Source organism: Streptomyces sp. BB1-1-1, from assembly GCF_031597775.1.
Lineage (GTDB): Bacteria > Actinomycetota > Actinomycetes > Streptomycetales > Streptomycetaceae > Streptomyces > Streptomyces thinghirensis.
Map to the genome: position 1 here is coordinate 4,703,968 of NZ_CP134203.1, position 24,966 is coordinate 4,728,933.

Genomic DNA, 24,966 nt, shown 5'->3' on the forward strand with positions numbered 1-24,966 from the left:
GTCCTTTCCTTGTACGGGAGTGCCGTATGAACCACCCCACCGTTTCCGCCTCCGGGCTCAGCCTGCACTACGGCCGCACCCGCGCCCTCGACGACGTGTCGCTGCGGCTGACCCCGGGCGTCACCGGGCTGCTCGGGCCCAACGGCGCCGGGAAGACCACGTTGCTGCGCGTGCTCGCCACCGCCGTGCCCGCCGACCGGGGGGCCTTCACCGTGCTCGGGCACGACCCCGGGACCGCGAGCGGACGGCAGGAGGTGCGGCGGCGGCTCGGGTATCTGCCGCAGACACCCGGCTTCCACCCGGACTTCACCGCCTTCGAGTTCGTCGACTACGTCGCGATCCTGAAGGAACTGACGGACCGTGGCGCCCGGCACCGTGAGGTGCGGCGGGTGCTGGAGGAGGTCGATCTGGCGGACGTGCGCGGGCGGAGGATCAAGAAGCTGTCCGGGGGAATGCGGCAGCGGGTGGCGCTCGCGGCCGCGTTGGTGGGGGACCCCGGGTTCCTGGTGCTCGACGAGCCGACCGTCGGGCTGGATCCGGAACAGCGGATGCGGTTCCGGGAGCTGGTCGCCGGGGCGGGGGAGGGGCGGACCGTGCTGCTGTCCACCCACCAGACCGAGGACGTGGCGATGCTCTGCCACCGGGTGGTCGTCATGGCCGCCGGCGCCGTGAAGTTCGACGGGACCCCGGCCGAGCTGACCGCGCGGGCCGCCGGGCGGGTGTGGAGCAGCACGGAGCGGGACGCGGGCGCGAAGGCCGGGTGGCGTACCGGGACCGGATCGTTCCGGAACGTGGGTGATCCGCCCGCCGGAGCGGAGTTGGTCGACCCCACCCTGGAGGACGGCTACCTGCTCGCCCTCGACGGCGCCGACGCGGAGGTGTCCGCATGAGCGCCGTACTCACCGTGACCCCGCCCGCCGTGGAGGCCGGGCCGCGCGGCGGCGCGCGGGCCGTGCTCGCCCTGGCCCGGTTCGAGGCGCGCCGGTTGCTGCTGAGCGTCCCCGTCGTCATCGCCTTCGTGGCGTACGTCGCGTGGATCGTCTGGCGTACGCGCAGCTCCTGGGACGGCTATCCGGCGTTGCAGGACATCGACCGCGCCACCCAGAGCATGCCGATGCTCGTCGGCCTCGCCGTTCTGCTGTCCGCCAACCTCGCCGTTCTGCGCTCCGGACGGCACGGCACCGAGAACCACTTCGCGGTGCTGGTGATGACGCCCTGGCGCCGTACGGCGGCCCACGCGCTGTCCGTCGTACCGGCCGCCCTGCTCACCGCGGTGTGCGTGGCCGGTCAGTTCGCCTGGGAGGCGTTCAAGCCGGGCGCGGTCGGGCACGGTTCGCCGGCCGAGCTGCTCGTCGGGCCGCTGACGGTGCTGCTGTTCGGGACCTTCGGGGTGCTGCTGGCCCGGGTGATCCGGTCCGCGCCCGCCGCGCCGCTGGTGCTGGTCCTGCTGCTGTTCACGCTCGTTCTCGGTACGGCGCCGGGTGGCGCGAGCGGGCTGTCCTGGCTGGCGCCGGTCGTCGCCGACGTCAGCCCCAACACCCTGCCCTCCGACCTGCTGGGACGGCCCGCCGCCTGGCACGCCCTCTACCTGGCGGGCGCGGCCCTGTGCGCGGCCTTCCTCGCGGTGCTCGTCGCCGGCGCGCGGAACCTGGCCGTCCGGGCGGGTGTCGTCCTGACCCTCGCACTGGCGGTGACGGGCGGCGTCATGCAGGCCGGGGGCGCGTCGCCGTCGCCGGAACTGACCGCGGCCCGCGAACGCGCCTCGGTACGCCCCGACCTGACCTGCGTCGAGCACGGCCGGTCGACGTACTGCGCCTTCCCCGAGTGGGAGCCCCGCACCGGCACCTGGGCCGGGGTCGTGGACCGGGTCCAGTCCCTCACGGGCGGCTCCGCGCACGACCGGCGACTCGTCGTACGGCAGCGGATCGACGCCCGGTACGGGATGGAGGGCGACGCCGCGATCCCCGCGCTGACCGACGCCCACCAGGTGACCGTGGGCACCTCCTGGGGCGGCAACCGGGTCCCCGAGTTCTCCAGCGCCGTCGCCGCCGTCCTCGTCGCGGGCACCGAGGAGGCGGGCAGCGAGATCTGCGACGGACGGATGGTCACCCTCATGTGGCTGTCCCTGAGCTGGCAGGACGACCCGGTGAACGCCCTGCGCCGGGTCCGCGTCGACGACAGCGTGCGGGGCTCCGCGGTCGTCCTGTCGCCCACCGACCCGCTGTCCATGACGGAGGGACAGACGGACGTCGTACGACGCCTGCTGGAGAACCCGCCCGCCGGTGTCGGCGAGCAGGTGAAGGCGCACTGGGACGAGCTGACCTCGCCGGGCGTCACGACGGCCCGGGCCGCCGAACTGCTGGGTGTGGCCGGGCCGGAGAAGGCGGACTCGTGCGAGGAGTGACACCGGCCCTCGTCGGCCCGGTGTGGCGCACCTTGCCGTGGCGTGGCCTCGCGGCGGCCGGCACTCTCGGGTTGCTGCTCGCCGCGACCCCGGACGCCGCCGGCGCGGAACCGACCTCCTGGGAGACGCTCACCCTCCTGCGGGGCGTCGCCCTGATCGGCGCCCTCGGCCTGGCCTTCCTGCTGGACGACCCGGCCCGGAACCTCACCGCACCCGTCCCGACCCGGCGCCCGCTGCGGCAGGCGCTCCGGGTGGCCATGGTCGCACCGCTCGCCGCGCTGTGGTGGACGGCCGTACTGCTGCTCGCCCCCTCGGCGTCCCGGCCCCCGGCCGGTGACATCACCGTGGAGGCGGCGTTACTGGGCGTACTGGCGCTCGCCGGTGCCGCGACGGCGGTACGGCTGACGGACGAGGCGCGTCCGGGGCCGTCCGTCGCGGCGGCCCTGCTGCTCGCGGCGGTCCTCGCGCCGCTGCTGGCGCCGGAGAGCTGGGCGTTGTTCGTGCCGCCCGAAGACCCGCGGTGGCCGACGGCGCACGACCGGTGGGCGGCGCTGCTGGCGGCGGCGGCCGTGGTGTGGGGGGTGTGCGGGCCGGAGCCGCTGGGGCGGTGGGGGAGACGGTCGCGCGGGGTTGGCGGACCGGCTTAGCGGGCCGGTTCAGCGGGCGCTTCGGCGGGCCGGCTCGGGATCGGGCCGTCTCACGTCTCCGTGCGGTACATCAGGTCCGTCTCGTGGGTGACGAAGCCCAGGCGCTCGTAGACGGACACCGCCGCCTTGTTGTCGGCGTCGACGTACAGCATCGCCGTGGGCAGTCCCTGGTCCGCCAGGTGCCGCAGGCCGATCGTGGTGAGGGCCTTGCCGAGGCCGCCGCCCTGGGTGTCGGGACGGATGCCGAGGACGTACACCTCACCGAGCCGCTCCTCGGCGTGCACCTTGGTCCAGTGGAAGCCGATCAGCTCGCCGCCCCGCTCGGCCAGGAAGAACCCCGCCGGGTCGAACCACGCCTCGGCCTTGCGGTCGTCGAGGTCCCGCTGGGTGAGGGAGCCCTGCTCGGGGTGGTGGGCGAAGGCGGCGGCGTTGACCGCGAGCCAGGCGGCGTCGTCCTGCCCCGGCACGAAGGTCCGTACGGTCACGCCCTCGGGGAGACGCGGGTCCGGCAGCTCCAGGTCGGCCAACGGGCGCCGCATCTGACGCAGTTCGCGGAACAGGGTCAGCCCGAGCACCTGCGCGAGATGCCGCGCGGCGGAGTGGCCGCCGTGCGCCCAGATCCGCAGCCGCTTGCCGGAGGCGGCGAGCAGCGCGGAACCCAGCGCCCGCCCGTGCCCCTGCCCCCGGTGCGAGGGGTGGACGACCAGTTCGGCGGCCGGGGGCTCGATCGGGTCGGTGCCCTCCAGCTGCGCGTAGCCGACGAGTTCGCCGCCGTTCACGGTGAGCAGCAGGTGCGCGATGCCCTCCCGCGCGGGGCCGCGCAGTTGCAGCCGGCCCTGTTCGGACACGGCCTGCTGTCCGTCGTTGCGGGCGGCCTCGGAGAGCAGGGCGAGGACGGCTTCGGTCTGCTCCGGGGCGAGTTCGGCGAGCGTCTCGATCGAGCGGGGGCGGCCGGGCTGCACGGTGTCGTCGCTGGTCATGCGTACGAGGGTAAGGGGCGGGTGCGGCAAACCGGTGGCAGTCGGGGCAGTTGGCCGGCGGAGGAGGTACACCAGGATGTAACCCGTCACCCCCTGTCGCGCTACGCGCGTTGACTCTAGGCTGCTGCGCCGACGAGCCGTCTCCTCAGCGGCTCGCGCTCACGCACACCCACAGGGGGGCGCATGCCAGTCACAGCACAGTCGCACCAACCGCGCCGCGGGCGCCGTACGCAGCGTCTCCTGGCCGCGGCCGCCACGGTCGTCACCGCCGGCGCGCTCGCCGCCGCGGCGCTTCCGGCGTCGGCGAACGCGGGCGGGACCCACCGCGGCAACGACGGTCGCGGCCACGGACATGGCCATGGTCACGGCCGCTACCAGGACGTCCAGCTCCTCTCCTTCAACGACCTGCACGGCAACCTGGAGCCCCCGGCCGGCTCCTCCGGCCGCGTCACGGAGCTCCAGCCGGACGGCACCACGAAGACGGTCGACGCGGGCGGTATCGAGTACCTCGCCACGCACCTCCGCGAGGCCCGCGAGGGCAACCGCTACTCCATCACCGCCGCAGGCGGCGACATGGTCGGCGCGTCCCCCCTCCTCTCCGGCCTCTTCCACGACGAGCCGACCGTCGAGGCGCTGAACAAGCTCGACCTGGACGTGACGAGCGTCGGCAACCACGAGTTCGACGAGGGCGCCAAGGAGCTGGCCCGCCTCCAGAACGGCGGCTGCCACCCCACCGAGGGCTGCTACACGGACAAGGAGTTCAAGGGCGCCGACTTCCCGTACCTGGCGGCCAACGTCCTGGACGAGAAGACGAAGAAGCCCATCCTGAAGCCCTACTGGGTGTGGAAGCAGAAGGGCGTCAAGGTCGGCTTCATCGGCGTGACCCTGGAGGGCACCCCGGACATCGTCTCGGCGGAGGGCGTCAAGGGCCTCTCCTTCAAGGACGAGGTCGAGACGATCAACAAGTACGCCAAGGTGCTCCAGCGCCAGGGCGTGAAGTCGATCGTCGCCCTGGTCCACGAGGGCGGCTTCCCGGCCTCGTCCTCCTACAACTACGACTGCGACTCCCCGGGCGCCGGCGACGGCATATCCGGCCCGATCGCCGACATCGCGAAGAACGTCACGCCCAAGGTGGACGCGCTGGTCACCGGCCACACCCACGCGGCGTACGTCTGCACGATCCCCGACCCGGCGGGCAAGCCCCGCATGGTCACGTCGGCCGCGTCCTTCGGCCGCCTGTACACGGACACGACGCTGACCTACGACCGCGCGACGGGTGACATCGCCCGTACGGCCGTGAAGTCCGCGAACCACGTGGTCACGCGGGACGTCCCGAAGGCGCCGGACATGACCCGCCTGATCGACAAGTGGAGCACCCTCGCCGCCCCGATCGGCAACCGCCCCATCGGCTACATTTCCGGCGACATCAACCGGGACGGCAACGAGTCCCCGCTCGGCGACCTGATCGCCGACGCGCAGTTGGCCTACGGCAGGACCCAGGACCCGGAGACCGACCTGGCCCTGATGAACCCCGGCGGCATCCGCGCACCCCTCACCTACACCGCCACGGGCGGCGAGGGCGACGGCGTCGTCACGTACGCCGAGGGCTTCACCGTCCAGCCCTTCGCCAACACCGTGAACCTCAAGGACTACACGGGCGCCCAGCTCGTCCAGGTCCTCAAGGAGCAGGTGAGCGGCCCGAACGAGGCGGCCCCGAAGATCCTCCAGATCTCGTCCGGCCTCACCTACACCCTGGACCTGACCAGGACCGGCGCGGACCGGGTCGTCACGGACTCCATCCGCCTCAACGGCTCGCCGATCGACGAGAACGCCACCTACCGCGTCGCGTCCAACAGCTTCCTCGCGGGCGGCGGCGACGGCTTCCCCACGCTGGGCGAGGGCGCGAACGAACTCGTCGGCGCGGACGACCTGACGGCGCTGGAGCAGTACCTGACGGCCAACTCGTCGGCGACCGCCCCGATCACCCCGCCGGCGGCCGACCGCATCACGGTCGTGCGGTAGCCGACCCTGCCGAAGCGAGTACACATCGGCATGTGATGTTCGCGCCGCGCTCATATGGGCCCGGCGCGAACAGTTGGCCTGTAAGTGTCACCGCAATCGACTGCCACGGCGGAGTCAAGCGGGGTGAGGGGCATAGGCACCTTCGGGTGAAGGAAGGAACGGACGGCGGCCTCCTGGCTGTGGCGCGACTATGGTGGGGTCATGGCAGAGAACACGACCATTCAGGTGTCACGCCAGGCCCGTGACCACCTCGCGCAGGTTGCCAAGGAGCGAGGCATGACCCTCGGCCAGCTCGTCGAGCAGCTGGCCTCGGAGCAGCCGACGGCGGAACAGATCGCGGAGCGGGTGGCGGCCACGCGCGCGGTGCTGCGTGAACGGCTGGGCTGCACACTCAGCGACGAGGAGCTCGAGAACGGACCGAACGTGCTGGCCAACATCTACGCGATGGCGGCGGACAAGACCCGGGCCCTCGGAGAGCGCGCCGCGTGATCATTCTCGACGCGGGTGCGGCCCTGGCACTCGCCCATGGCCACGAAGCCCTCCATCGCCTCGCCGACAACGTCGCGCACACGCCGGGTGACTGGCTGCACCTCCCGGCGCTGTGCCTCATGAAGGCCGAGGAGAGCGAGGCGAACGTCGGAGGCGCGCTGATGGCGCTTCCGGGCCTGCACGTCGATCCGCTCGGTCAGGTCGCGGCCATTACTGTCGGCGGGATGGTGCGGGACGGCTGGGGTGGTGCGGACACGTGTCACGCGCTCTACGTGGCGACGCCGCACCTGGATTCGGGGGGTATGTCAATCATCCTGACCGGGGAGGAGGCTCTCTACCCACCGGGCTTCCTCACTGTCGACATCGATGCCCCCGGCATGCTCGGCTACCACTGACCCCCGTCGGCCGCCCCCGTCTCCGGCGGTGGCACCGGCGCCCCCGGCAGCCGTACGGTCGCCACTGTTCCGCCGCCACCGGTCTCGGCCGGAGTCAGGCTCACGGCGCCCCCCGCCTGCTGCACCGTGCGGGCCACGATCGACAGGCCGAGGCCCGAGCCGGGCAGGGCGCGTGCGCTCGGTGAGCGCCAGAAGCGGTCGAAGACGTGGGGGAGTTCTTCGGCGGGGATGCCGGGGCCGTGGTCGCGGACGGTGAGGACGCCGTCGGCGAGGCGTACGTCGACGGTGCCGGAGTCCGGGCTGAACTTCACCGCGTTGTCGAGGATGTTGACCACCGCGCGTTCCAGCGCGGCCGGTTCCGCCCGTACGTACCAGGGCTGGACGTCGGCCGTGATGGTCAGCTCGGGGCCGCGCAGGCGGGCGCGGCGCAGGGCCGACTCGACCACGTCGTGCCAGGCGAGGATGCGGGTGCGGCCCTCGTGCTGGCCGGTGTCGGGGCGGGAGAGTTCCTGGAGGTCGCCGATCAGGGCGGCCAGTTCTGTCATCTGGGCCTTGACCGAGGCGAGGAGCGCCTTGCGGTCAGCCTCGGGGATGGGGCGGCCGGTCTCCTCGCTGCGGGTGAGGAGTTCGATGTTGGTGCGCAGGGAGGTGAGGGGGGTGCGGAGTTCGTGGCCGGCGTCGGCGATGAGCTGCTGTTGCAGGTCGCGGGAGCTGGCCAGGGAGGACGTCATGCTGTTGAAGGAGCGCGAGAGGCGGGCGATCTCGTCCTCGCTGTCGTCCTCGACGGGGATGCGGACGGTGAGGTCCTCGGTGCGGGCCACGTGTTCCACGGCCCGGGTGAGTTCGTCGACGGGGCGCAGGCCGGTGCGGGCCACCCAGAGACCGGCGGCACCGGCGCCGACGACCCCCGCGCCCGCGACGAAGACGAGCACCAGCGCGAGGTTGCTGAGGGAACTGTTCACCTCGCCCAGCGGCCGCGCGGCGGAGACGGCGACGCCCTGCAGATTGGGCACGGTGTAGGTGAAGACGCGGTACTGGGTGCCGTCGGACCCCGTGGCGTCGTGCAGCGCGTCGGAGGACGTGCCCTCGGCCACGGCGTGGTCGGCGTCGGTGAGCGGGACCTCCTCCGTACCGATGATGAGGCAGCTGCCGCCCTTGCGGTCCACGAGCTGCACGGACGAGCCGAAGGGGTTCTGCTCGTGGGTGACGGGGTCGTGGGCGCACAGGCCGGTTTGCAGGTTGACGTACTGGCTCACCTGCCGCCCGTCCATGCGGTTCGCCTTCAGCGCCTCGTCCAGCGAGCTGACCAGCACGCTCTTCACCACGAACCAGCACGCCACCGCCGCCGCCGTCACGGCGAACGCCACCGACGCGGCAACCAGCAGAGCCAGGCGCGAGCGGAGCGGGAGCGCCCGGAAACGGCGGATCAGCCTTCTCACTCCGCGCCGCCCTGCCGAAGCACGTAGCCCACGCCGCGGACCGTGTGGACGAGGCGTGGTTCGCCGGCCGCCTCGGTCTTGCGGCGCAGGTACATGACGTACACGTCGAGGGAGTTGGACGACGGCTCGAAGTCGAAGCCCCAGACCGCCTTGAGGATCTGCTCCCGGGTGAGGACCTGGCGCGGGTGTGCCATGAACATCTCGAGGAGGGTGAACTCGGTGCGGGTCAGTTCCACCGGCCGCCCGGCCCGCGCGACCTCCCGCGTCGCCAGGTCCATGGCCAGGTCGGCGAAGGTGAGGGTGTCGTCGTTGTCGGCGCCGGCCTCCACGGCCGCCGCGTAGGAGCTGCGGCGCAGCAGCGCGCGGATGCGGGCGAAGAGTTCGTCCAGTTCGAAGGGCTTGACCAGGTAGTCGTCGGCGCCGGCGTCCAGGCCGGTCACCCGGTCGCCGACCGTGTCGCGGGCCGTCAGCATCAGGATGGGGGTGACATCGCCCGCGCCGCGGATGCGCCTGGCGGCGGTCAGGCCGTCCATGCGGGGCATCTGGATGTCGAGGACGACCAGGTCGGGCCGGTACGCCGCCGCCTTCTCCAGGGCGTCGGCGCCGTCGACGGCGACCTCGGTGTCGTACCCCTCGAAGGCGAGGCTGCGCTGGAGGGCTTCGCGGACCGCGGGCTCGTCGTCGACGATCAGGATGCGCTGGGTGTCACGGTCGCGGTCGCCTTCTGCGGGGCTCATGGGCTCGGATTCCTCGGCATTCTCGGAGGCGGTGTGATGAGGTGTGATGCGGTGTCGGGTGACGGCTGCCAACGTCTTCAGCGTCGCATGTTCGCATCGGCCCCGGACCGACCGCTCAGCCGTCGGCCCCCGCCCGCAGCTTGGGCAGGTCGGCCTTCACCGTGTTGACCGGGATGGCGAAGCCGAGGCCGACGCTGCCCGCACTGGCGGAGGACTCGGCCGACGAGTACATCGCGGAGTTGATGCCGATGATGTTGCCGTTCATGTCGATCAGCGCGCCGCCGGAGTTGCCCGGGTTGAGGGACGCGTCGGTCTGGATCGCCTGGTACGTCGTCGTGGACGAGCCGGTGTCGCCGTTGAACTCCTGACCACCGAACTCGAACGGCCAGCCGCCGCCCTGCCGCTGCTGCTGTTGCTGCTGCTGGCCCTCGTCGGTCGCCACGGTCACGTCACGGTCGAGCGCCGAGACGATGCCGCTGGTCACGGTGCCGGTCAGACCCTCGGGGGAGCCGATCGCCACGACCTGCTGGCCGACCTTCAGGGCGTCGGAGTCGCCGAGGGTGGCGGCCTTCAGGCCGGAGGCGTTCTCCAGCTTTATCAGCGCCAGGTCCTTGCTGCTGTCGGTGCCGACGACCCGGGCGGTGTACTGCTTGCCGTCGCTGGTCGTGACCTTGATGGAGGAGGCGCCGGAGACGACGTGGTTGTTGGTGATGATCTCGCCGTCGCCGGTGATGATCACACCGGAACCGGTGGAGGAACCGGCGTTCGAGGTGGCGTTGATCTCGACGATGCTCGGGCTGACCGCCTCGGCGACCCCGGCGACCGTGCCCTTCTGGCCGGTGGGCACCACGTTGGTGCTGGTGGCGCTGGAGGCGGCGGTGCCGCTGCCGGTCAGCTCCTGGATGCCGTACGCGGTGCCGCCGCCGACGGCCGCCGCGACGATCGCCACGGCCGTGAGCAGGGCGACGGGGCCGCGTCGACGGGACGCGCGCTTCTTGTGCGGCTGCTCGGGCTGTCCGTCCTGGAAGGAGGCGGCGGGCGGCTGTGCCGGCGGGGGCGGCCACTCGGGGTTGACGGGAGAGGAGGCGTGCTGCTGGGCACCCTGGTACGGATTCTCGTACGGGTTCTCTTGCGCGTGCTCGTACTCGCCGTTGCGGCGGAGGCTCTCGGTCATGTTCATGAGCTTCCCGCCCCCGTATGAGAGCGGCCTGAGTGCTGCCTGAGAAGCCCGGCAGAACCTCGTATGCCCGATATAAAAGCCAAAAGGCCGTGCGTCATAAAAGCCAAAAGGCCGTGCGTCGAAGCTGCTTACTCGCAGCCGCAGGACTGCCGGACCACCAGGCGCGACGGGAAGACCTTCAGCCGCTCGCGCCGTGAGCCCGCCACCCGCAGACCGTCGTCCAGGACCAGGTCCACGGCCTCCCGCGCCATCGCCGACCGGTCCGAGGCGACCGTCGTCAGCGGCGGGTCCGCGAGGTCCGCCTCCTTGATGTCGTCGAAGCCGGCCACCGCCAGCCGGCCGGGCACGTCGATGCGCAGCTCACGGGCCGCGCGCAGCAGGCCGATCGCCTGGTCGTCGGTGGAGCAGAAGATCGCGGGCGGGCGCTGCGGCCCGGAGAGGAGCTCCAGCCCCACGCGGTACGCGTCGTAGCGGTTGTACGGCGCCTCGAAGAGGCGGCCCTCGGTGGAGAGCCCGGCCTCCTTCATCGCGCGCTTCCAGCCCTCGACGTGGTCGGAGACCGGGTCGCCGACGGACGGGGTCTCGGCGGTGCCACCCATGCAGGCGACGTACTCGTACCCGTGTTCCAGCAGGTGGCGTACGGCGAGCTGGGCGCCGCCCAGGTCGTCGGTGACGACGGCGACGTCGTCGATGGCCTCGGGGCGCTCGTGCAGCAGGACGACCCGGGCGTCCCAGGCGTCGATCTCGGCGGCTGCCATGTCGTTCAGGGCGTGGCTGACCAGGATCAGGCCGGAGACGCGCATGCCGAGGAAGGCGCGCAGGTAGTGGACCTCGCGCTCGCCGACGTAGTCGGAGTTGCCGACGAGCACCATCTTCCCGCGCTCGGCGGCGGCCCACTCGACCGCGTGCGCCATCTCCGCGAAGAAGGGCTGGCGCGCGTCCGGCACGATCAGTCCTATGAGGTCCGTGCGCCGCGACGCCATCGCCTGGGCGACCCGGTCCGGCCGGTACCCCAGTTCCTTGATCGCGGCGAGGACACGCTCGCGCGTGGCCGGGGCGACCGGCCGGGGTCCGTTGTTGATGACATAGCTGACGACGGCGGTGGAAGTCCCCGCCAGTCGCGCCACATCATCCCGAGTCACCTTGGCCACGCGCGGAGTCTACGCGGATGGATCCGCCCTGGGCAGGGCGTATCACACCTTGGTTGACGTCGCTTCCACCGCGGTGTCCGCCGGCGCCTCCGGCCGGGTCCCGGCCTTCGCCCTGGCGTCCTCCGCGCGCTCCCCCTTCTCGGGCTTCTCCGGGGTGACGAAGCGGTAGCCGACGTTGCGGACGGTGCCGATCAGTGACTCGTGCTCGGGGCCGAGCTTGGCACGCAGCCGCCGTACGTGCACGTCGACCGTGCGGGTGCCGCCGAAGTAGTCGTAGCCCCAGACCTCCTGCAGCAGCTGGGCGCGGGTGAAGACCCGGCCCGGGTGCTGGGCGAGGTACTTGAGCAGCTCGAACTCCTTGAAGGTGAGGTCCAGGATCCGGCCCTTGAGCTTGGCGGAGTACGTCGCCTCGTCCACGGAGAGGTCGCCGTTGCGGATCTCCATGGGGGAGTCGTCGCCGACGATCTGCTGGCGGCCCATGGCCAGCCGCAGCCGGGCCTCGACCTCCGCCGGGCCGGCGGTGTCCAGCAGTACGTCGTCGATGCCCCAGTCGGCGGTGACGGCGGCGAGGCCGCCCTCGGTGACGACGAGGACGAGTGGACAGCTGAGCCCGGTGGAACGCAGCAGCTGGCACAGGCTGCGGACCTGCGGGAGATCACGGCGCCCGTCGACGAGGATGACGTCGGCGCCGGGGGTGTCGACGAGGGCGGGGCCCTCCGCCGGCGCGACACGGACGTTGTGCAGCAGCAGGCCGAGGGCGGGGAGCACCTCCGTCGACGGCTGGAGGGCGTTGGTCAGGAGCAGCAGAGAACTCATCGCGCCCCACCTGCCTGGGTCGTCTTACGGTCGTGCACGGTTCGCTCGCCCATAACGTCTGGTTCCTCCTCGGTCCCTGCGAGGACGTTTACGGCACTGCTTCGTACAGGTGCGGATCCCGTGCCCGTGGGGCCCGCTGCGAGTCCGGGAGGTGAACGCTCGACAACGCTCCCGGAAGCACAAAAGGACCCGGGGGCTACGTTGCCCGAGTCCTCTGCCCAGCAGAATAGCCGACATGAGCAACCGACCGGCAGGTCATGTGGCGCGTTCCACCGTCCGTCCGCATCCCGAGACGCCCCGGGGCACGCCGCGCCGCACGCCCGCACGCACCTTCCTGCACGCCTCCGACGGGGTCCGGATCGACGCCGTGTACGAGCCGGGCGTGAGCGGTCGCGGCCCCTGCGACCTGGTGTTCGTCGTCGCGCACGGTTTCACCGGCGACGCCGACCGGCCCCACGTACGGCGGATCGCGGAGGCGTTCGGGCGCTACGGCGCGGTGGTCACGTTCTCCTTCCGGGGCCACGGTGCCTCCGGCGGACGTTCCACCGTCGGTGACCGCGAGGTGCTCGACCTGGCGGCGGCGGTCACCTGGGCGCGCGGCTTCGGGCACGCGCGCGTGGTGACCGTCGGCTTCTCGATGGGCGGCTCGGTGGTACTGCGGCACGCCGCGCTGTACGGCGGCGAGGGTGACGGCGGTGACAGCGACGCCCGCACGGACGCCGTCGTGTCGGTGAGCGCCCCCGCCCGCTGGTACTACCGGGGCACGGCGCCCATGCGCCGACTGCACTGGCTGGTGATGCGGCCCGCCGGGCGCCTGGTGGGCCGCTACGGCATGCGCACCCGTATCCATCACCGGGACTGGGACCCCGTGCCGCTGTCGCCGGTGGAGGCGGTGCCGCGGATCGCGCCGACGCCCCTTCTCGTCGTGCACGGCGACCGGGACGGTTATTTTCCCGTCGACCACCCCCGGATGCTGGCCGAGGCGGCCGGTGACCACGGCGAACTCTGGCTGGAGCCCGGCATGGGCCACGCCGAGCACGCGTCGGACGAGGCCCTGCTGTGCCGGATCGGCGACTGGGCCGTGTCCCGGGCGGGCTAGCCTGACGGTGTTCACCGCCGATCGACACGGACGCCGATCGGCACCGGCGACGAAGGATCCAGATGGCAAAGGTCACGGTGCGCTACTGGGCCGCCGCGAAGGCCGCGGCAGGAGTGGCCGAGGAGCCGTACGAGGCGGCCACACTCGCCGACGCGCTCGGCGCGGTGCGCGAGCGGCACCCCGGCGAACTCACGCGTGTACTGCTGCGCTGCTCGTTCCTCGTCGACGGCGACCCCGTGGGCAGGCGCGGGCACGAGACGGTACGGCTGGCCGACGGCGGCACGGTCGAGGTCCTCCCGCCGTTCGCGGGAGGGTGAGCGATGACCAACCAGCCGCATCAGCCGTACGGGCAGAACCAGCCGTACGAGGGACACGACGGATGGCAGCAGGAGCAGCAGGGGCAGTCTGAGTACGACGCCCAGGCGTGGCCCGCGCACCAGCAGCCCCAGGGACAGCAGGGGCAGCAGGCGTATCAGGGCGGGCAGGGTTACGAGGGTTACGAGGACCCGAACGCCGGCCAGTACACGCAGCAGTGGCAGGGGCAGACCTGGGAGACCCAGGTGCAGCCGCCGGTCTCCGCGGAGGAGACGGCGTACCTGCCGCCGCAGGCCTCGAACGGATACCAGGAGCCGGCGGGCACGCCGTACGGAACGACCGGTCCCTACGCGCCGCCGCAGCAGCACCCGCAGCCGTACCCGTCACAGCCGCAGCCGTACCCGTCCCAGCCGCAGGCGTACGCCGCCCAGCCCCAGCCCCACCCTCAACCCCACCCCCAGCCCTACGAACCCACCGCCCCGGCGGCCCCCGCTCCCCCTGTCGCCGTCGCTGAGCCCACAGCCGCCGCGTCCTCCTCCGACGCGCCCGGCTACGGCCCCTCGACCCTCGCCGGGAACACGCGGGTCACCGACGCGCAGCGCGCCCGCGCCGAGGGGCGTTCGCCGATCATCGACCCGGGGATGCAGCCGGCCGGGCTCACGGCGCTGCTCGGGCTGCTGCTGGCGGGCGGCGCGGCGCTCGGTACGTACGCCCTGCTCGTCCCGCTCGTCGCCCTCCAGGCCGTCACCGCGGCGGGCTGGTTCCGCCTGAACGGCATGTGGCCCGCCCGGCAGGGCATCGCGCTGGGCTTCGCGGGCGCGCTCGCCGCCGACGCGGCGCTGCTGGTGTCGGACCGCTCCCCGGCGGCGATCCTCGGCACGCTCGGGGTGTGGGTGCTGCTCTCCCTCGTACTGCAACTGCGTTCGCACGCCGACCCCGACGAGCGGATGTACGGCCTGATCGCGACCGTCGCCGCGGCGGCCCTGGCGATCGTCGCGGGCGGATTCCTCGCCGCCGACGCGGACGCGGTGACGGTCGGCGCGATCGCGGTGGCCGTGGCCGTCGTGGCCCGTGCCCTGCCGCTGCCGACGCCGGCCTCCGTGGTGGTCGCGCTGCTCGCGGCGGCCGGCGCGGGGATCGCGGTCGGCTCGATGACGGACTTCGGGGCGTCGGGGGCGCTGCTCGGGGCGGGCGCGGCGGTATGCGCGCTGATCGGCCACCGGGTGGCGGCCTACGACTACCCCTCCCGGTTCGTCCACTTCACAGCGGGCGTGGCCCTGCCCCTCGCGGCGGCGGCACCGGCGGTGTACGTGCTCGGCAGGGCCCTCGCCTGATCCGCCTCCCGCACCCCTGTCACAGGTGATCGACAAAACCCCGGCGGCCCCGCCCGGCCGCGTTACCCTCGCGCTGGACGGCCGCCGGTCGTCGGGGACCGCCGTCGTTGACCGCCCAGGGTTGGGGAACACCGCATGCGTGCACTGCGAATACTGCTGATCGTCGTCGTGATCCTGGGCGGGCTCTTCGTGATCGCGGACCGTGTGGCGGTCAACTTCGCCGAGGACGAGGCGGCGGACAAGCTGCGCAGCACCGAGAACCTGCCCTCGACGCCCGACGTCTCCATCAACGGCTTCCCCTTCCTCACCCAGGTCGCCGGCGGCGAGCTGGACGACGTCGAGATCGGCATCGACGACTACGAGGCGTCCACCGGCGACGGCGGCGAGAAGATCCGTATCGACCACCTGCGCGCGAACATGAAGGGCGTCGAGTTCTCCGGCGACTACAGCTCCGCCACCGCGGCCACCGCCACCGGCACGGCGACCGTCGGCTACGACGAGCTGATGAAGGCCACCAAGTCCGAGCCCACGGACATCGCGCCCGGCATCACCGCCAAGGTCGTCGGCCTCTCCGACGGCGGCAACGGCAAGATCAAGGTGTCGCTCCAGGCCACGGTGCTCGGTGTCGAGCTGCCCGAGCCGGTCGAGGTGCTCAGCTCGGTCACGGTCAAGGACAACGACGTGGAGGTCGTCGCCGACGGCCTGCCGGAGATCGGCGGCAAGCAACTCGCCGAGTCCCGCATCCGGGCCATCACCGACTTCCAGCAGACCATCGACGAACTGCCGGGCGGCATCGAGCTGGACAAGGTCGAGGCGGCGAAGGACGGCGTCGAGATCACGGTGAAGGGTTCGAACGTCGAGCTGGCCGGGTAAACGTCCGACAGGCGAGACGGCGTCGTCCGTACCGTAGATGCGACGGCGAGCACCCCGGCCCGGGGGGCATGCGGCGACGTCCCGTCCCCTGATCGATCCCACATCGCGGACGATCCCGTCTCATGATGCGACACACCGGTGACATGGCCCGGTATCCGTCCCTACGATCGGTACCCATGAAGCGACAGGCGGATCTCACGAAGCGGCGGGCAGTGGACCTGTGCCGCGTTGCCGCCATGCTCTGTCGCACCTTCTGAGCGTACGGCGACGCCGCCGTCCGTCCCCCTCACCCGCCCTGCCCAGGGCATCCGCGCGCCGCCGCACGGCCCGAGCGCGCGCACCCCTCTCACCGCACGCCCCGCCGCAACTGCCCCGGAGGAGAAATCATGAGCCGCAGCGACGTCCTGGTCGACGCCGACTGGGTCCAGGACCACCTGGACGACCCGAGCATCGCGATCGTCGAGGTGGACGAGGACACGTCCGCCTACGAGAAGAACCACATCAAGAACGCGATCCGGATCGACTGGACCAAGGACCTCCAGGACCCGGTCCGCCGCGACTTCGTCGACCAGGAGGGCTTCGAGAAGCTCCTCTCCGCGAAGGGCATCGCCAACGACACGCTGGTGGTCCTCTACGGCGGCAACAACAACTGGTTCGCGTCCTACGCCTACTGGTACTTCAAGCTGTACGGCCACGAGAACGTCAAGCTCCTCGACGGCGGCCGCAAGAAGTGGGAGCTGGACGCCCGCGAGCTGGTCGACGGCACCGACGTGCCCGAGCGCCCGGCCACCGACTACAAGGCCAAGCCGCAGAACACCGCGATCCGCGCCTTCCGCGACGACGTCGTCAAGGCGATCGGCGCGCAGAACCTGGTCGACGTCCGCTCGCCCGACGAGTTCTCCGGCAAGCTGCTCGCCCCGGCCCACCTCCCGCAGGAGCAGTCGCAGCGCCCGGGCCACGTCCCGTCCGCCCGCAACATCCCGTGGTCGAAGAACGCCAACGACGACGGCACCTTCAAGTCGGACGACGAGCTCAAGCAGCTCTACACCGACGAGCAGGTCGACCTGGCCAAGGACACCATCGCCTACTGCCGCATCGGTGAGCGCTCGGCCCTGACCTGGTTCGTCCTGCACGAGCTGCTGGGCGTGGAGAACGTCAAGAACTACGACGGCTCCTGGACCGAGTACGGCTCCCTGGTCGGCGTGCCGATCGAGCTCGGCGCCAACAAGTAAGTCCGCCCCTCTCAACCCTCAGGAGTACGACATGTGCGGAGCGAAGGCCGGCGGCCCCGACGCCTCGACGATCAAGCCCGGCGAGACCACGATCCAGGGTCACGTGACCCGCGACGGCGAGCCGGTGACGGGCTACGTCCGTCTGCTGGACGCCACCGGCGAGTTCACGGCGGAGGTCCCGACCTCCGCGACGGGCCAGTTCCGCTTCTACGCGGCCGAGGGCACCTGGACCGTACGGGCGCTCGTCCCGGGCGCCAGCGCCGACCGCACGGTCGTCGCCCAGCAGGGCGGACTGGCGGAGATCGCGATCGCCGTCTGACGGCACGCGGCACGCGGCAGCGGCAAGCGACGGCCGAAGGGCCGCACCCCACGGGTTGGACGCCCGGGGTGCGGCCCTTCGGCGTGTCCGGACCTACCCTGGGAGGTATGTACGCGCGGCGGCGGCATCGCTACTTCGTGATGATGGGCGTCTGCATCGCCCTGTTCGTCCTGGCCTGGGGCGTCGTCCGCCTCTGGTCGGTCCCCGCGGCCGTCGGCATGTGCGTGGTCGCCATGGTCATCCCCCCGCTCGCCGCGATGGTCGCCAACCGCCGCGGCCCCGACGACCGCTGGTGGGACGACCCCTCCGGCGACCCGAAGTCCGACGAGTGGTGGGACGAGCTGGACGGAAAGAAACGCCCGCACTCCCAGTAGCGGCGCCTGCGTGTCGCGCCCGGGCCGCGAGCACCGGGTGCGCAGCGTCGGGGCCGAATCGTGATCAACGTCGCCGCAACCCCGGTCGTCGGCTGTGGGTCTCCTGGGTGCGCGCATACGGAACGCGCACTTCACGTTCTGTGGGGGGACATCATGGAAGAGGAACCAGCGAGACCCGCGGCACCGGCCGTGCCGACGCCATCGGAGGTCCGCACGCCGCCGATCGGCGGCGCGGGTTCGTCCGGGACCGTCGAGGGGGCAGGACGACGCCGGCGGCGCGGGCGTACGACCCTGCTCATCACTGCCGCCGCCGTGTTGGGCCTGGTCGCCGGTACCTGCGCGGGAGTGCTCGTGCAGGCGGACCGGGAGCCGACGAAGCTGCCGCCGCTGTCGCAGGCCACGCTCGCGCGCAGCGCCGGGAAGGCACCGGAACCGCTGCCGGCCGACCAGGACCGCAGGGTACGGACCGACGGTGACCTGCGTGAGCTGTTGCTGAAGAAGCCGCAGGGGGCGCGGGAGGCCGAGTGGCTGGAGAGCGTCGACGGCTGGATGGACCTCGCGACCTACACCGGAACCTTCGGGCGGCCGGACGAGCAGTTCTCGCAGTACATCCTTGACGAGTTCCGCCGGGCGGCCGTCACCGGCTGGGACGTCGGGAACGACTACAGCGTGGAGATCCGCCTGATCCAGTTCCGGCAGGAAGAGGTCATGTCGGCCGATGAGGCCAGCGACAACGGCCGGCACTGGGCCGGATGGGCTCGGGAGGAGGACACCGACAGGTGGGGGATTCCCGGCACCGGTGACGGCGAGGCGTTCGTGCACAACCGCCCCGAGGCCGAGGAGGGCTCTGCGCCGTTGTACAAGGCCGAGGCGCACGCCTGGCGTGGCGACATCCAGATGGAGGTCTGGGTGACCGGCACGAAGCGGATCAACAAGAAGCTGATCATGGATCTGGCCGAGCGGCAGATGGAGCGGGTGTGAGCGAGGAGCGGGCGGGTCGCGTGCGGTGGGCCGGTGTCGTCGCGGGCGGGCTGCTGGTCGCGACGGTCGTCGGTGCCGTCGGGTACACGGTCGACACGGTCAAGGACGCTGCCCGGGACGCGGGCGCGCCCGTTTGGGCGTTCCCCGAGGCCGCGGCGGACAGCAAGCAGCCGTCGGCCGGAGCCACCGGACTGGCCCGGGCCCTGGTGCCGTACCGTCCCGACGGCTGGACGCGTGGGCCCGACCTCGGGGAATTCGGGGCGGACGTCGCGTTGAGCGGCGCCCAGGCGACCGCGCTGAGCAAGGAGTCGCTGAGCGGCCTGCCCCGATCGCAGCGCAGGGAAGTGGAGAAGGAGATCGAACGCCGGCACATCACGGGCGTGGCCATGCGCAGTTACGCCAGCACCGGGGGCTTTCACGACGGCGAACAGATGGGCGCACTCTCCCTGACCGTGGTGTTGACCCGGATGAAGGACCGGGCGGCCGTGCGTTCCGGGGCGGCCGACCAGAAAGCGTTCTTCGAAGCCCTGGACGTCTTCCGGGCGGGACCGCGCATCGAGGGCCACAAGGACGCCCGGTGCTACCGCTTGCCCGCTGACTCGGACGAAGGACTCGACATGATGTTCTGCGCCGCCTATCGAGGCGACGTGCTGGTCTCCGCCACGGGCGAGGGGGTGCGGCCGTTCGGCGCCAAGAGTGTCGCCGCGCTGCTGACCGAGCAGCTCGACCGCATAGCGGAGCCCGGGGAGGCGGTGTGACCGAGCAGACCGAGCAGACGGAGCAGGCTGCTCGTCCGGTTCCACCCGCCCTGCCGCCCATGCCCGACGCACCACCCGCCTTCCGGGACACCGATCCGGCTAGGACGCCCCCGGTGGTGACGAAGGACCGCCGCGCGCTGCGCGCCGTGCTGCGCTGGACCGCGGCCGTCGCCGTGTTCGCCGCCGTCGGGTCGGCGACGGCGTACGGCATCACACGGACGGAGCGGACGGACGTACCCGGGCTGGCGACGCAGTCGGACGGGCGATGGTCCTACCCCGCACTCACCAGGCCGCCGCTGCCGTCCGGCAGCCCCGGACCGTTCGCCGAAGCCAACAGGGCAGGTGCCCACTACGCCGATCTGCGCTCCCTCGTACTGCCGGCGCCCGAGGGAGCGAAGGCCGACAAGGAGTTGCACGGCACGGACGGCTGGCTCGCGACGGACGTCTTCCTGAAGGAGTACCGGGACACCGCGGAACACGACGAACTGCGGCAGAAACTCGTCGACCACGGACTGCGCCACATCGCCGCTCGCGGTTGGACCACCGATGACGGCACCCACACCCGTGTCTACCTTCTCCAGTTCGATACCGCGGCCGTTGTGGACGAGTTGCGCAGCCGTCATCTCACGTCGTACAGCGGCCCTGGTTACGCCGTGCGCGGTGCGGAAGAGACCGTCCCCGACGACGGTTTCCCGAGGGAGGCACAGGTCGACGACCTGTCGTACTCCCTGTACACCGAACCCGAGCCCTACGGCACCGAACACGTCCGCCAGGCATACCTCGGCGCCGGTGACGTGCTGGCCGTCGTCCTGCAGAGCCGCAAGGGCGAGGCCGAGGCGGTGCCCTTCCAGCAGACCGTGGCTCTGCAGTCCCTGCTGCTCCGCTGACGGCCCCAGCTGTCCTCGAGGTGCTCATCCGAGCGCCCCGAGGACACTTTTCCGTTAGTGTTCATGCTTTTCAGCATGAGTCAGTAGACGAGCGCCTGGGTGTCGTCGGCCAGCGCCTCCTGCACGAAGACCTGCGCGCCCGCGATCCGTACGCCCTCGATGAGGTCCTTCTCCGTGAGGTCGCGGCGGGCCGCGCACTGCGTGCACAGGGTCACCCGGCCGCCCGCGAGGACCGAGTCGAGAAGGTCGGGCAGCGGCGCGGCGTGCGGCAGCTCGAACTCGGCCGCGCGTCCCGGCACCGCGAACCAGGCGGACTCACCGGTCAGCCACAGCGACACGTCGACCCCGCTGGCCACGGCCACCGCCGCCACGGTGAACGCCTGAGAACACCGCTCGGGTGCGTCCGCCCCCGCCGTCACCTTGATCACGAGCTTCTTCGCCATGCCGGAAGCGTAGCCCGCGCGGGCGGCGTCAGACCGCGAAGGTGATCGTCGCCAGCAGCGTCGCGACGCACAGGACGGTGAGCAGGCCGCTGACGGTGGCGCCGTCCAGCCTGGCGTACGGCCGGGGCCGCGCGGCTTTCGGAGCGGGCTTAGGCGGGTGGTCCGGGTGGAACGGGGGCATCGCGAAGCCGGGGAAGAGGGCAGCCCCGTCCCGTCGCGGCGCGAGCCGCTGGGCCCGCCGGCACTCCTCGTAGGGCAGTCCGCCGTCGTACGTCATCCCTCGTGCTCCTTGCGCTGATGCTGGCGGAGCAGGACGTTCGCGTCCGTCACCGCGCTGTGGTCGAATGCCGCCCGCGCGGCCTCCCACCGGCCGGTCAGCCAGGCGCAGGCGTCGCAGCCGGGGACCGGCGCGGGCGGCCTGCCCGGGTCGCCGGGGGCCGGGGGTGTGGCGAGCGTGCGCTCGTTCGCGGCACGCAGGCTCGCCCCGAGGCGCTCGCGGTCGGTCGCCGGGCGCAACGCGGCCGGCTCCGCCTCCCACTCCCGGCCGCCACCGAGGGGCCGGAGCATCACGCGCGCCCCGCTGCGGCCCCGGTACTCACCGACCTTGGCGGCAGCGGTGTCGTAGAGCACGGTGCCGGGCTCGAAGGTGGCCGGTTCTGTTCTCACGGGTCCGCTCCCTTACGTCAACGTCTGTACGGAATGCGACAGTTGCCCTACTCTGCGTAGCGGTGGGCAGTTACGAGCATGACCCATGCCGGGGGTCGCCGAGCCCGGAACGGCCGCTAGTGCCACAACGGGCGCTCCAAATTCCACAAATTCCACAGCCGGGAGGGGTGCGGTGCCGCAGCGGAGGGCGATCACGGGTCGCAGTCAGGAACCGAGGGCGCGGTTCGCGGAGGAGCTGCGGCTGCTCCGGCACGCGCGGGGCGTGTCCCTGCGGGGGGTGGCGGAGATGGTGGGGTGGGACGCCTCCCAGTTCGGAAAGATGGAGAACGGCCACACCCTGGGCGGCCCGGAGATCGTGGAGGCGCTCGACCAGTACTACGGCACGGGCGGCATGCTGCTCACCCTGTGGGAGCTGGCGGTGGCCGACCCGACGCAGTTCAAGGAGCGGTACCGGCGGTACATGGTGCTGGAGGTCGAGGCGGTGAGTATGTGGCAGTACTCGCCCAGCATCGTGCCGGGCCTGCTCCAGACGCCGGAGTACGCGGCGGAGCTGCTCAGCCAGGGCGGACTGACGGGCGTGGAGCTGGAGAAGCAGGTGGCGGCGCGCATGGGCCGCCGCGAACCGCTGCTGGCCGAGGGCGGGCCGCCGTTCCGCGCCATCCTTTCGGAGACGGTGCTGCACAGTTCGCTGCGCAGCACCGCTGAATGGCATGCGCAATTGCGCCATCTCGTCGCGATGGGGGGACGCCCCAACATCAGCGTCCAGGTGGTCCCATGGGTGGCGGGGCTGCACGCGCTGACCAACACCGACACCATGTTTCTGCACGGCGCGGGCCGGATCGTCGCCTGGGTCGAGACCGGCTACTCGGGCGAACTGGTCCAGGAAACAACGGCGGTCGACCAGCTTCAGCTCCGATACGATCGGGTGCGCGATATGGCCCTGTCTCCGGGCGATTCGCGGAAGTTCATCGAGCGGATGCTGGAGGAAGCGCCATGCGAGCCATCGACCTGAGCACGATCACCTGGCGCAAGAGCAGCTACAGCAACCAGGACGGCGGCAACTGCGTCGAGGTCGCCCCCGGCCTCCCCCTCGTCCCCGTCCGGGACAGCAAGGACCCCGCTCGCGGCGCGCTCCTGTTCGCCGCCCCCGCGTGGGCCGCCTTCGTGGACGGAGTCCGGCGAGAGGAGCCGGGGCGGGCCGCGTAAGCTGAGGGCGGCCCTGTTTATGCCCCCCGCTCAAGGAGCACCCCGTGGAGATCTTCTTCGAAGCCCTGCTGGTCCTGGTCTGCGTCGGCGTCCTCGCCTTCGCCGGTCTGACCGTGAAGAAGCTGTACCAGGGCCAGCGCTGATCACCGACGCCAGGAAGTACCGCTCATGATCGAGATCCCGTCCGACCTCCACAAGGACCTCGTCCCCCTCGCCTTCCTGCTGGGCGACTGGGCGGGCGCGGGCGTGCACGACTTCCCGGGCGCCGAGAAGTGCAACTTCGGCCAGGAGGTCTCCTTCAGCCACGACGGCCGGGACTTCCTGGAGTACCGGTCCCACACCTGGGTCCTCGACCAGGACGGGAACAAGGTCAGCCCGCTGGAGTCCGAGTACGGCTTCTGGCGCATCGACGCGAACCGCAGGGTCGAGGTCACGATGACCCGCGACGACGGCGTCATCGAGATCTGGTACGGCGAACTGGCCGACCAGAAGCCCCAGATCGACCTGGTCACGGACGCGGTGGCCCGCACCGCGGCCTCGCGGCCCTACACCGGCGGCAAGCGGCTGTACGGCTACGTCAAGAGCGACCTGATGTGGGTGGGCGAGAAGCAGACCCCCGAGGTCGAGCTGCGCCCCTACATGTCGGCGCACCTGAAGAAGGTCGTCACCCCGGAGGACGTCGAGCGCTGGGCCAAGGCCCTGCCCGATGACATGCCCGACGACGGGATCGCCTTCTTCAAGTAGGCACCCGCCCAAGAGGTCCTAGACTCGTGGGTGTGGTGAGCACCGACTGGAAGAGCGATCTCAGGCAGCGCGGCTACCGGCTGACCCCGCAGCGGCAGCTGGTCCTCGAAGCCGTGGACACCCTTGAGCACGCGACCCCCGACGACATCCTCGGTGAAGTGAGGAAGACGGCGTCGGGGGTCAACATTTCCACCGTCTACCGCACGCTGGAGCTTCTGGAGGAGCTGGGGCTGGTCAGCCACGCCCACCTCGGGCACGGCGCGCCCACCTACCATCTGGCCGACCGGCACCACCACATCCACCTGGTCTGCCGGGACTGCACCAACGTGATCGAGGCCGATCTGTCGGTGGCCGCCGAGTTCACCGCCAAGCTGCGGGAGCAGTTCGGCTTCGACACCGACCTGAAGCACTTCGCGATCTTCGGCCGGTGCAAGGACTGTTCCCTGAAGGGTTCAACTACCGAGTCGTAGGCTGGAGCCATGAAGAGCCCCCTGCTGTCCCTGCCCGGCGCCGTCCCAGCCGAAGGCGTGGACGAAGGCGTCGCCGCCCACTACGGAGACCTGTTCCGCGAGCAGCGTGCCCTCGCCGACGGCACCGGCTTCGTCGACCTCTCCCACCGCGGTGTCGTCGCCGTCACCGGTGACGACCGGCTGAGCTGGCTGCACCTGCTGCTCACCCAGCACGTCAGCGACCTGCCGGCCGGCGAGGCCACCGAGGCGCTGATCCTCTCCGCGAACGGCCACATCGAACACGCCCTGTACCTCGTCGACGACGGCACGACCGTCTGGGCCCACGTGGAGCCCGGCAGCCAGGAGGCGCTGATCGCCTACCTGGAGTCGATGAAGTTCTTCTACCGGGTCGAGGTCGCCGACCGCACCGCCGACACCGCGGTCGTGCACCTGCCGGCCGGCTCGATCACCGAGGTCCCCGAGGGCGTCGCCGTCCGGCAGACGCCGTACGGCCGTGATCTCTTCCTGCCGCGCGAGGAGCTGGAGGCGTTCGCCGACCGGGCCGGTCCGCCGGCCGGGATCCTCGCGCACGAGGCGCTGCGCGTCGAGCAGCACCGTCCCCGCCTCGGCTTCGAGACCGACCACCGGACCATCCCGCACGAGCTGGGCTGGATCGGGACGGCGGTCCACCTGCAGAAGGGCTGCTACCGGGGCCAGGAGACCGTCGCCCGCGTCCACAACCTCGGCAAGCCGCCGCGCCGCCTGGTCTTCCTGCACCTGGACGGCAGCGAGGTCCACCTGCCGCCGAACGGGGCCGAGGTGCGCCTCGCCGACGACGGCCCCGACGGCCGGAAGATCGGCTTCGTCACCACGTCCGTACGCCACCACGAGCTGGGCCCGGTCGCCCTCGCCCTGGTGAAGCGGAACGTGCCGGTGGACGCCCGCCTGATGGCGGAGGAGACGGCGGCGGCCCAGGAGACGGTCGTAGAGCCCTGAGAGCGCGGGGCCCCGGGAGGAGCCCGGGGC

Annotated in this window: 31 protein-coding genes; 22 read left to right on the forward strand and 9 right to left on the reverse strand. The window is 71.7% G+C overall.

What is annotated here, in order from left to right; genetic code table 11:
* Positions 1-26: 26 nt before the first annotated feature.
* The 3 genes from RI578_RS21640 to RI578_RS21650 are packed head-to-tail and all read left to right on the forward strand — an operon-like array spanning position 27 to position 3,051.
* Positions 27-890 (forward strand): ABC transporter ATP-binding protein, encoded by an 864-nt coding sequence (locus tag RI578_RS21640; protein WP_310872594.1) that lies wholly within the window; start codon positions 27-29, stop codon positions 888-890.
* Positions 887-2,404, forward strand: a complete 1,518-nt coding sequence (locus RI578_RS21645) for an ABC transporter permease (protein ID WP_310872595.1) — start codon at positions 887-889, stop codon at positions 2,402-2,404. Before RI578_RS21640 ends, RI578_RS21645 begins: the two co-directional genes overlap by 4 nt.
* On the forward strand, positions 2,392-3,051 hold the full coding sequence (locus RI578_RS21650) for an ABC transporter (protein ID WP_310872596.1): 660 nt from the start codon (positions 2,392-2,394) through the stop codon (positions 3,049-3,051). The genes RI578_RS21645 and RI578_RS21650 overlap by 13 nt, the downstream gene beginning before the upstream one ends.
* A gap of 50 nt (positions 3,052-3,101) precedes the next feature.
* On the opposite strand, the gene mshD is transcribed toward RI578_RS21650, so the two are convergent.
* Positions 3,102-4,031, reverse strand: coding sequence for a mycothiol synthase (gene mshD / locus RI578_RS21655; protein WP_310872597.1), 930 nt, complete (start codon positions 4,029-4,031; stop codon positions 3,102-3,104).
* Between the two features lie 183 nt (positions 4,032-4,214).
* On the opposite strand from mshD, the gene RI578_RS21660 reads away from it, so the two are divergent.
* The 3 genes from RI578_RS21660 to RI578_RS21670 all read left to right on the forward strand — a co-directional run bounded on the left by RI578_RS21660 (position 4,215) and on the right by RI578_RS21670 (position 6,937).
* Positions 4,215-6,053, forward strand: coding sequence for a bifunctional metallophosphatase/5'-nucleotidase (locus RI578_RS21660; RefSeq protein WP_310872598.1), 1,839 nt, complete (start codon positions 4,215-4,217; stop codon positions 6,051-6,053).
* Positions 6,054-6,254: 201 nt separating this feature from the next.
* Positions 6,255-6,542, forward strand: a complete 288-nt coding sequence (locus RI578_RS21665; protein ID WP_310872599.1) for a hypothetical protein — start codon at positions 6,255-6,257, stop codon at positions 6,540-6,542.
* Positions 6,539-6,937 carry a hypothetical protein gene (locus tag RI578_RS21670; RefSeq protein ID WP_310872600.1) on the forward strand — a complete coding sequence of 133 codons (399 nt, stop codon included), beginning with the start codon at positions 6,539-6,541 and terminating at the stop codon, positions 6,935-6,937. The genes RI578_RS21665 and RI578_RS21670 overlap by 4 nt, the downstream gene beginning before the upstream one ends.
* Here RI578_RS21670 and RI578_RS21675 read toward each other — a convergent pair.
* The 5 genes from RI578_RS21675 to RI578_RS21695 form a co-directional block, all read right to left on the reverse strand.
* Positions 6,928-8,376: a HAMP domain-containing sensor histidine kinase gene (locus tag RI578_RS21675; protein WP_310872601.1), complete on the reverse strand. Its 1,449-nt coding sequence runs from the start codon at positions 8,374-8,376 to the stop codon at positions 6,928-6,930. The genes RI578_RS21670 and RI578_RS21675 overlap by 10 nt on opposite strands.
* Positions 8,373-9,113, reverse strand: a complete 741-nt coding sequence (locus RI578_RS21680) for a response regulator transcription factor (protein WP_310872602.1) — start codon at positions 9,111-9,113, stop codon at positions 8,373-8,375. Before RI578_RS21680 ends, RI578_RS21675 begins: the two co-directional genes overlap by 4 nt.
* Positions 9,114-9,228: 115 nt before the next feature.
* Positions 9,229-10,287 (reverse strand): trypsin-like peptidase domain-containing protein, encoded by a 1,059-nt coding sequence (locus RI578_RS21685; RefSeq protein WP_310872603.1) that lies wholly within the window; start codon positions 10,285-10,287, stop codon positions 9,229-9,231.
* Between the two features lie 134 nt (positions 10,288-10,421).
* Entirely contained in the window at positions 10,422-11,444 is a 1,023-nt protein-coding gene (locus RI578_RS21690) for a LacI family DNA-binding transcriptional regulator (protein ID WP_310872604.1), read from the reverse strand.
* 42 nt (positions 11,445-11,486) lie between these two features.
* Entirely contained in the window at positions 11,487-12,260 is a 774-nt protein-coding gene (locus RI578_RS21695) for a response regulator transcription factor (RefSeq protein WP_310872605.1), read from the reverse strand.
* A gap of 235 nt (positions 12,261-12,495) precedes the next feature.
* Between RI578_RS21695 and RI578_RS21700 the strand changes: the two genes are divergently transcribed.
* The 11 genes from RI578_RS21700 to RI578_RS21745 all read left to right on the forward strand — a co-directional run bounded on the left by RI578_RS21700 (position 12,496) and on the right by RI578_RS21745 (position 20,432).
* On the forward strand, positions 12,496-13,359 hold the full coding sequence (locus RI578_RS21700) for an alpha/beta fold hydrolase (protein WP_310872606.1): 864 nt from the start codon (positions 12,496-12,498) through the stop codon (positions 13,357-13,359).
* Positions 13,360-13,421: 62 nt separating this feature from the next.
* Positions 13,422-13,676 (forward strand): MoaD/ThiS family protein, encoded by a 255-nt coding sequence (locus tag RI578_RS21705; protein ID WP_121747765.1) that lies wholly within the window; start codon positions 13,422-13,424, stop codon positions 13,674-13,676.
* Positions 13,677-13,679: 3 nt separating this feature from the next.
* Positions 13,680-15,008: a hypothetical protein gene (locus tag RI578_RS21710; RefSeq protein WP_310872607.1), complete on the forward strand. Its 1,329-nt coding sequence runs from the start codon at positions 13,680-13,682 to the stop codon at positions 15,006-15,008.
* Positions 15,009-15,143: 135 nt separating this feature from the next.
* The gene (locus RI578_RS21715) at positions 15,144-15,881 is read left to right on the forward strand and encodes a DUF2993 domain-containing protein (protein WP_310872608.1); all 738 of its coding nucleotides are present in this window, start codon (positions 15,144-15,146) and stop codon (positions 15,879-15,881) included.
* 176 nt (positions 15,882-16,057) lie between these two features.
* Positions 16,058-16,138, forward strand: coding sequence for a putative leader peptide (locus RI578_RS42720; RefSeq protein WP_350310325.1), 81 nt, complete (start codon positions 16,058-16,060; stop codon positions 16,136-16,138).
* Between the two features lie 129 nt (positions 16,139-16,267).
* Positions 16,268-17,113, forward strand: a complete 846-nt coding sequence (locus RI578_RS21720) for a sulfurtransferase (protein ID WP_310872609.1) — start codon at positions 16,268-16,270, stop codon at positions 17,111-17,113.
* A gap of 31 nt (positions 17,114-17,144) precedes the next feature.
* The gene (locus RI578_RS21725) at positions 17,145-17,432 is read left to right on the forward strand and encodes a DUF1416 domain-containing protein (RefSeq protein ID WP_310872610.1); all 288 of its coding nucleotides are present in this window, start codon (positions 17,145-17,147) and stop codon (positions 17,430-17,432) included.
* Between the two features lie 107 nt (positions 17,433-17,539).
* A complete protein-coding gene (locus RI578_RS21730) occupies positions 17,540-17,806 on the forward strand; it encodes a DUF3099 domain-containing protein (RefSeq protein ID WP_310872611.1) in 267 nt (88 codons plus the stop codon).
* A 153-nt stretch (positions 17,807-17,959) separates the two neighbouring features.
* Positions 17,960-18,787, forward strand: a complete 828-nt coding sequence (locus RI578_RS21735) for a hypothetical protein (RefSeq protein WP_310872612.1) — start codon at positions 17,960-17,962, stop codon at positions 18,785-18,787.
* Positions 18,784-19,545, forward strand: coding sequence for a hypothetical protein (locus tag RI578_RS21740; RefSeq protein ID WP_310872613.1), 762 nt, complete (start codon positions 18,784-18,786; stop codon positions 19,543-19,545). Before RI578_RS21735 ends, RI578_RS21740 begins: the two co-directional genes overlap by 4 nt.
* Complete coding sequence (locus tag RI578_RS21745; protein WP_310872614.1) at positions 19,542-20,432, forward strand: hypothetical protein; 891 nt, start codon at positions 19,542-19,544, stop codon at positions 20,430-20,432. Before RI578_RS21740 ends, RI578_RS21745 begins: the two co-directional genes overlap by 4 nt.
* 80 nt (positions 20,433-20,512) lie before the next feature.
* Here the strand turns inward: RI578_RS21745 and RI578_RS21750 are convergent, their stop codons facing one another.
* From RI578_RS21750 to RI578_RS21760, 3 genes are read right to left on the reverse strand one after another with little or no spacing between them, the layout of a single operon-like run.
* Positions 20,513-20,875 carry a DsrE family protein gene (locus tag RI578_RS21750; RefSeq protein ID WP_310872615.1) on the reverse strand — a complete coding sequence of 121 codons (363 nt, stop codon included), beginning with the start codon at positions 20,873-20,875 and terminating at the stop codon, positions 20,513-20,515.
* A gap of 28 nt (positions 20,876-20,903) precedes the next feature.
* Positions 20,904-21,152, reverse strand: a complete 249-nt coding sequence (locus tag RI578_RS21755; protein WP_310872616.1) for a hypothetical protein — start codon at positions 21,150-21,152, stop codon at positions 20,904-20,906.
* Positions 21,149-21,541, reverse strand: a complete 393-nt coding sequence (locus tag RI578_RS21760; RefSeq protein WP_310872617.1) for a hypothetical protein — start codon at positions 21,539-21,541, stop codon at positions 21,149-21,151. Before RI578_RS21760 ends, RI578_RS21755 begins: the two co-directional genes overlap by 4 nt.
* Before the next feature lie 172 nt (positions 21,542-21,713).
* On the opposite strand from RI578_RS21760, the gene RI578_RS21765 reads away from it, so the two are divergent.
* From RI578_RS21765 to RI578_RS21785, 5 genes are all read left to right on the forward strand, one after another.
* Positions 21,714-22,553, forward strand: a complete 840-nt coding sequence (locus RI578_RS21765; RefSeq protein WP_310872618.1) for a helix-turn-helix transcriptional regulator — start codon at positions 21,714-21,716, stop codon at positions 22,551-22,553.
* On the forward strand, positions 22,535-22,747 hold the full coding sequence (locus RI578_RS21770; RefSeq protein ID WP_310872619.1) for a DUF397 domain-containing protein: 213 nt from the start codon (positions 22,535-22,537) through the stop codon (positions 22,745-22,747). The genes RI578_RS21765 and RI578_RS21770 overlap by 19 nt, the downstream gene beginning before the upstream one ends.
* Positions 22,748-22,915: 168 nt before the next feature.
* Positions 22,916-23,491: an FABP family protein gene (locus RI578_RS21775; RefSeq protein WP_310872620.1), complete on the forward strand. Its 576-nt coding sequence runs from the start codon at positions 22,916-22,918 to the stop codon at positions 23,489-23,491.
* A gap of 32 nt (positions 23,492-23,523) precedes the next feature.
* Positions 23,524-23,961: a Fur family transcriptional regulator gene (locus RI578_RS21780; RefSeq protein ID WP_121747840.1), complete on the forward strand. Its 438-nt coding sequence runs from the start codon at positions 23,524-23,526 to the stop codon at positions 23,959-23,961.
* A gap of 9 nt (positions 23,962-23,970) precedes the next feature.
* A complete protein-coding gene (locus RI578_RS21785) occupies positions 23,971-24,936 on the forward strand; it encodes a folate-binding protein (protein WP_310872621.1) in 966 nt (321 codons plus the stop codon).
* The last annotated feature ends 30 nt before the right edge of the window (positions 24,937-24,966 follow it).

Excerpts from the sequence above, each read along its gene's own strand:
- RI578_RS21750 (WP_310872615.1), bottom strand. The coding sequence starts at position 20,875 with ATGGCGAAGAAGCTCGTGATCAAGGTGACGGCGGGGGCGGACGCACCC.
- mshD (WP_310872597.1), bottom strand. The coding sequence starts at position 4,031 with ATGACCAGCGACGACACCGTGCAGCCCGGCCGCCCCCGCTCGATCGAG.
- RI578_RS21660 (WP_310872598.1), top strand. The coding sequence starts at position 4,215 with ATGCCAGTCACAGCACAGTCGCACCAACCGCGCCGCGGGCGCCGTACG.
- RI578_RS21685 (WP_310872603.1), bottom strand. The coding sequence starts at position 10,287 with ATGACCGAGAGCCTCCGCCGCAACGGCGAGTACGAGCACGCGCAAGAG.
- RI578_RS21695 (WP_310872605.1), bottom strand. The coding sequence starts at position 12,260 with ATGAGTTCTCTGCTGCTCCTGACCAACGCCCTCCAGCCGTCGACGGAG.
- RI578_RS21770 (WP_310872619.1), top strand. The coding sequence starts at position 22,535 with ATGCGAGCCATCGACCTGAGCACGATCACCTGGCGCAAGAGCAGCTAC.
- RI578_RS21775 (WP_310872620.1), top strand. The coding sequence starts at position 22,916 with ATGATCGAGATCCCGTCCGACCTCCACAAGGACCTCGTCCCCCTCGCC.
- RI578_RS21645 (WP_310872595.1), top strand. The coding sequence starts at position 887 with ATGAGCGCCGTACTCACCGTGACCCCGCCCGCCGTGGAGGCCGGGCCG.
- RI578_RS21715 (WP_310872608.1), top strand. The coding sequence starts at position 15,144 with ATGCGTGCACTGCGAATACTGCTGATCGTCGTCGTGATCCTGGGCGGG.
- RI578_RS21735 (WP_310872612.1), top strand. The coding sequence starts at position 17,960 with ATGGAAGAGGAACCAGCGAGACCCGCGGCACCGGCCGTGCCGACGCCA.
- RI578_RS21680 (WP_310872602.1), bottom strand. The coding sequence starts at position 9,113 with ATGAGCCCCGCAGAAGGCGACCGCGACCGTGACACCCAGCGCATCCTG.
- RI578_RS21640 (WP_310872594.1), top strand. The coding sequence starts at position 27 with ATGAACCACCCCACCGTTTCCGCCTCCGGGCTCAGCCTGCACTACGGC.
- RI578_RS42720 (WP_350310325.1), top strand. The coding sequence starts at position 16,058 with ATGAAGCGACAGGCGGATCTCACGAAGCGGCGGGCAGTGGACCTGTGC.
- RI578_RS21755 (WP_310872616.1), bottom strand. The coding sequence starts at position 21,152 with ATGACGTACGACGGCGGACTGCCCTACGAGGAGTGCCGGCGGGCCCAG.
- RI578_RS21730 (WP_310872611.1), top strand. The coding sequence starts at position 17,540 with ATGTACGCGCGGCGGCGGCATCGCTACTTCGTGATGATGGGCGTCTGC.
- RI578_RS21665 (WP_310872599.1), top strand. The coding sequence starts at position 6,255 with ATGGCAGAGAACACGACCATTCAGGTGTCACGCCAGGCCCGTGACCAC.
- RI578_RS21785 (WP_310872621.1), top strand. The coding sequence starts at position 23,971 with ATGAAGAGCCCCCTGCTGTCCCTGCCCGGCGCCGTCCCAGCCGAAGGC.
- RI578_RS21705 (WP_121747765.1), top strand. The coding sequence starts at position 13,422 with ATGGCAAAGGTCACGGTGCGCTACTGGGCCGCCGCGAAGGCCGCGGCA.
- RI578_RS21700 (WP_310872606.1), top strand. The coding sequence starts at position 12,496 with ATGAGCAACCGACCGGCAGGTCATGTGGCGCGTTCCACCGTCCGTCCG.
- RI578_RS21725 (WP_310872610.1), top strand. The coding sequence starts at position 17,145 with ATGTGCGGAGCGAAGGCCGGCGGCCCCGACGCCTCGACGATCAAGCCC.
- RI578_RS21720 (WP_310872609.1), top strand. The coding sequence starts at position 16,268 with ATGAGCCGCAGCGACGTCCTGGTCGACGCCGACTGGGTCCAGGACCAC.
- RI578_RS21710 (WP_310872607.1), top strand. The coding sequence starts at position 13,680 with ATGACCAACCAGCCGCATCAGCCGTACGGGCAGAACCAGCCGTACGAG.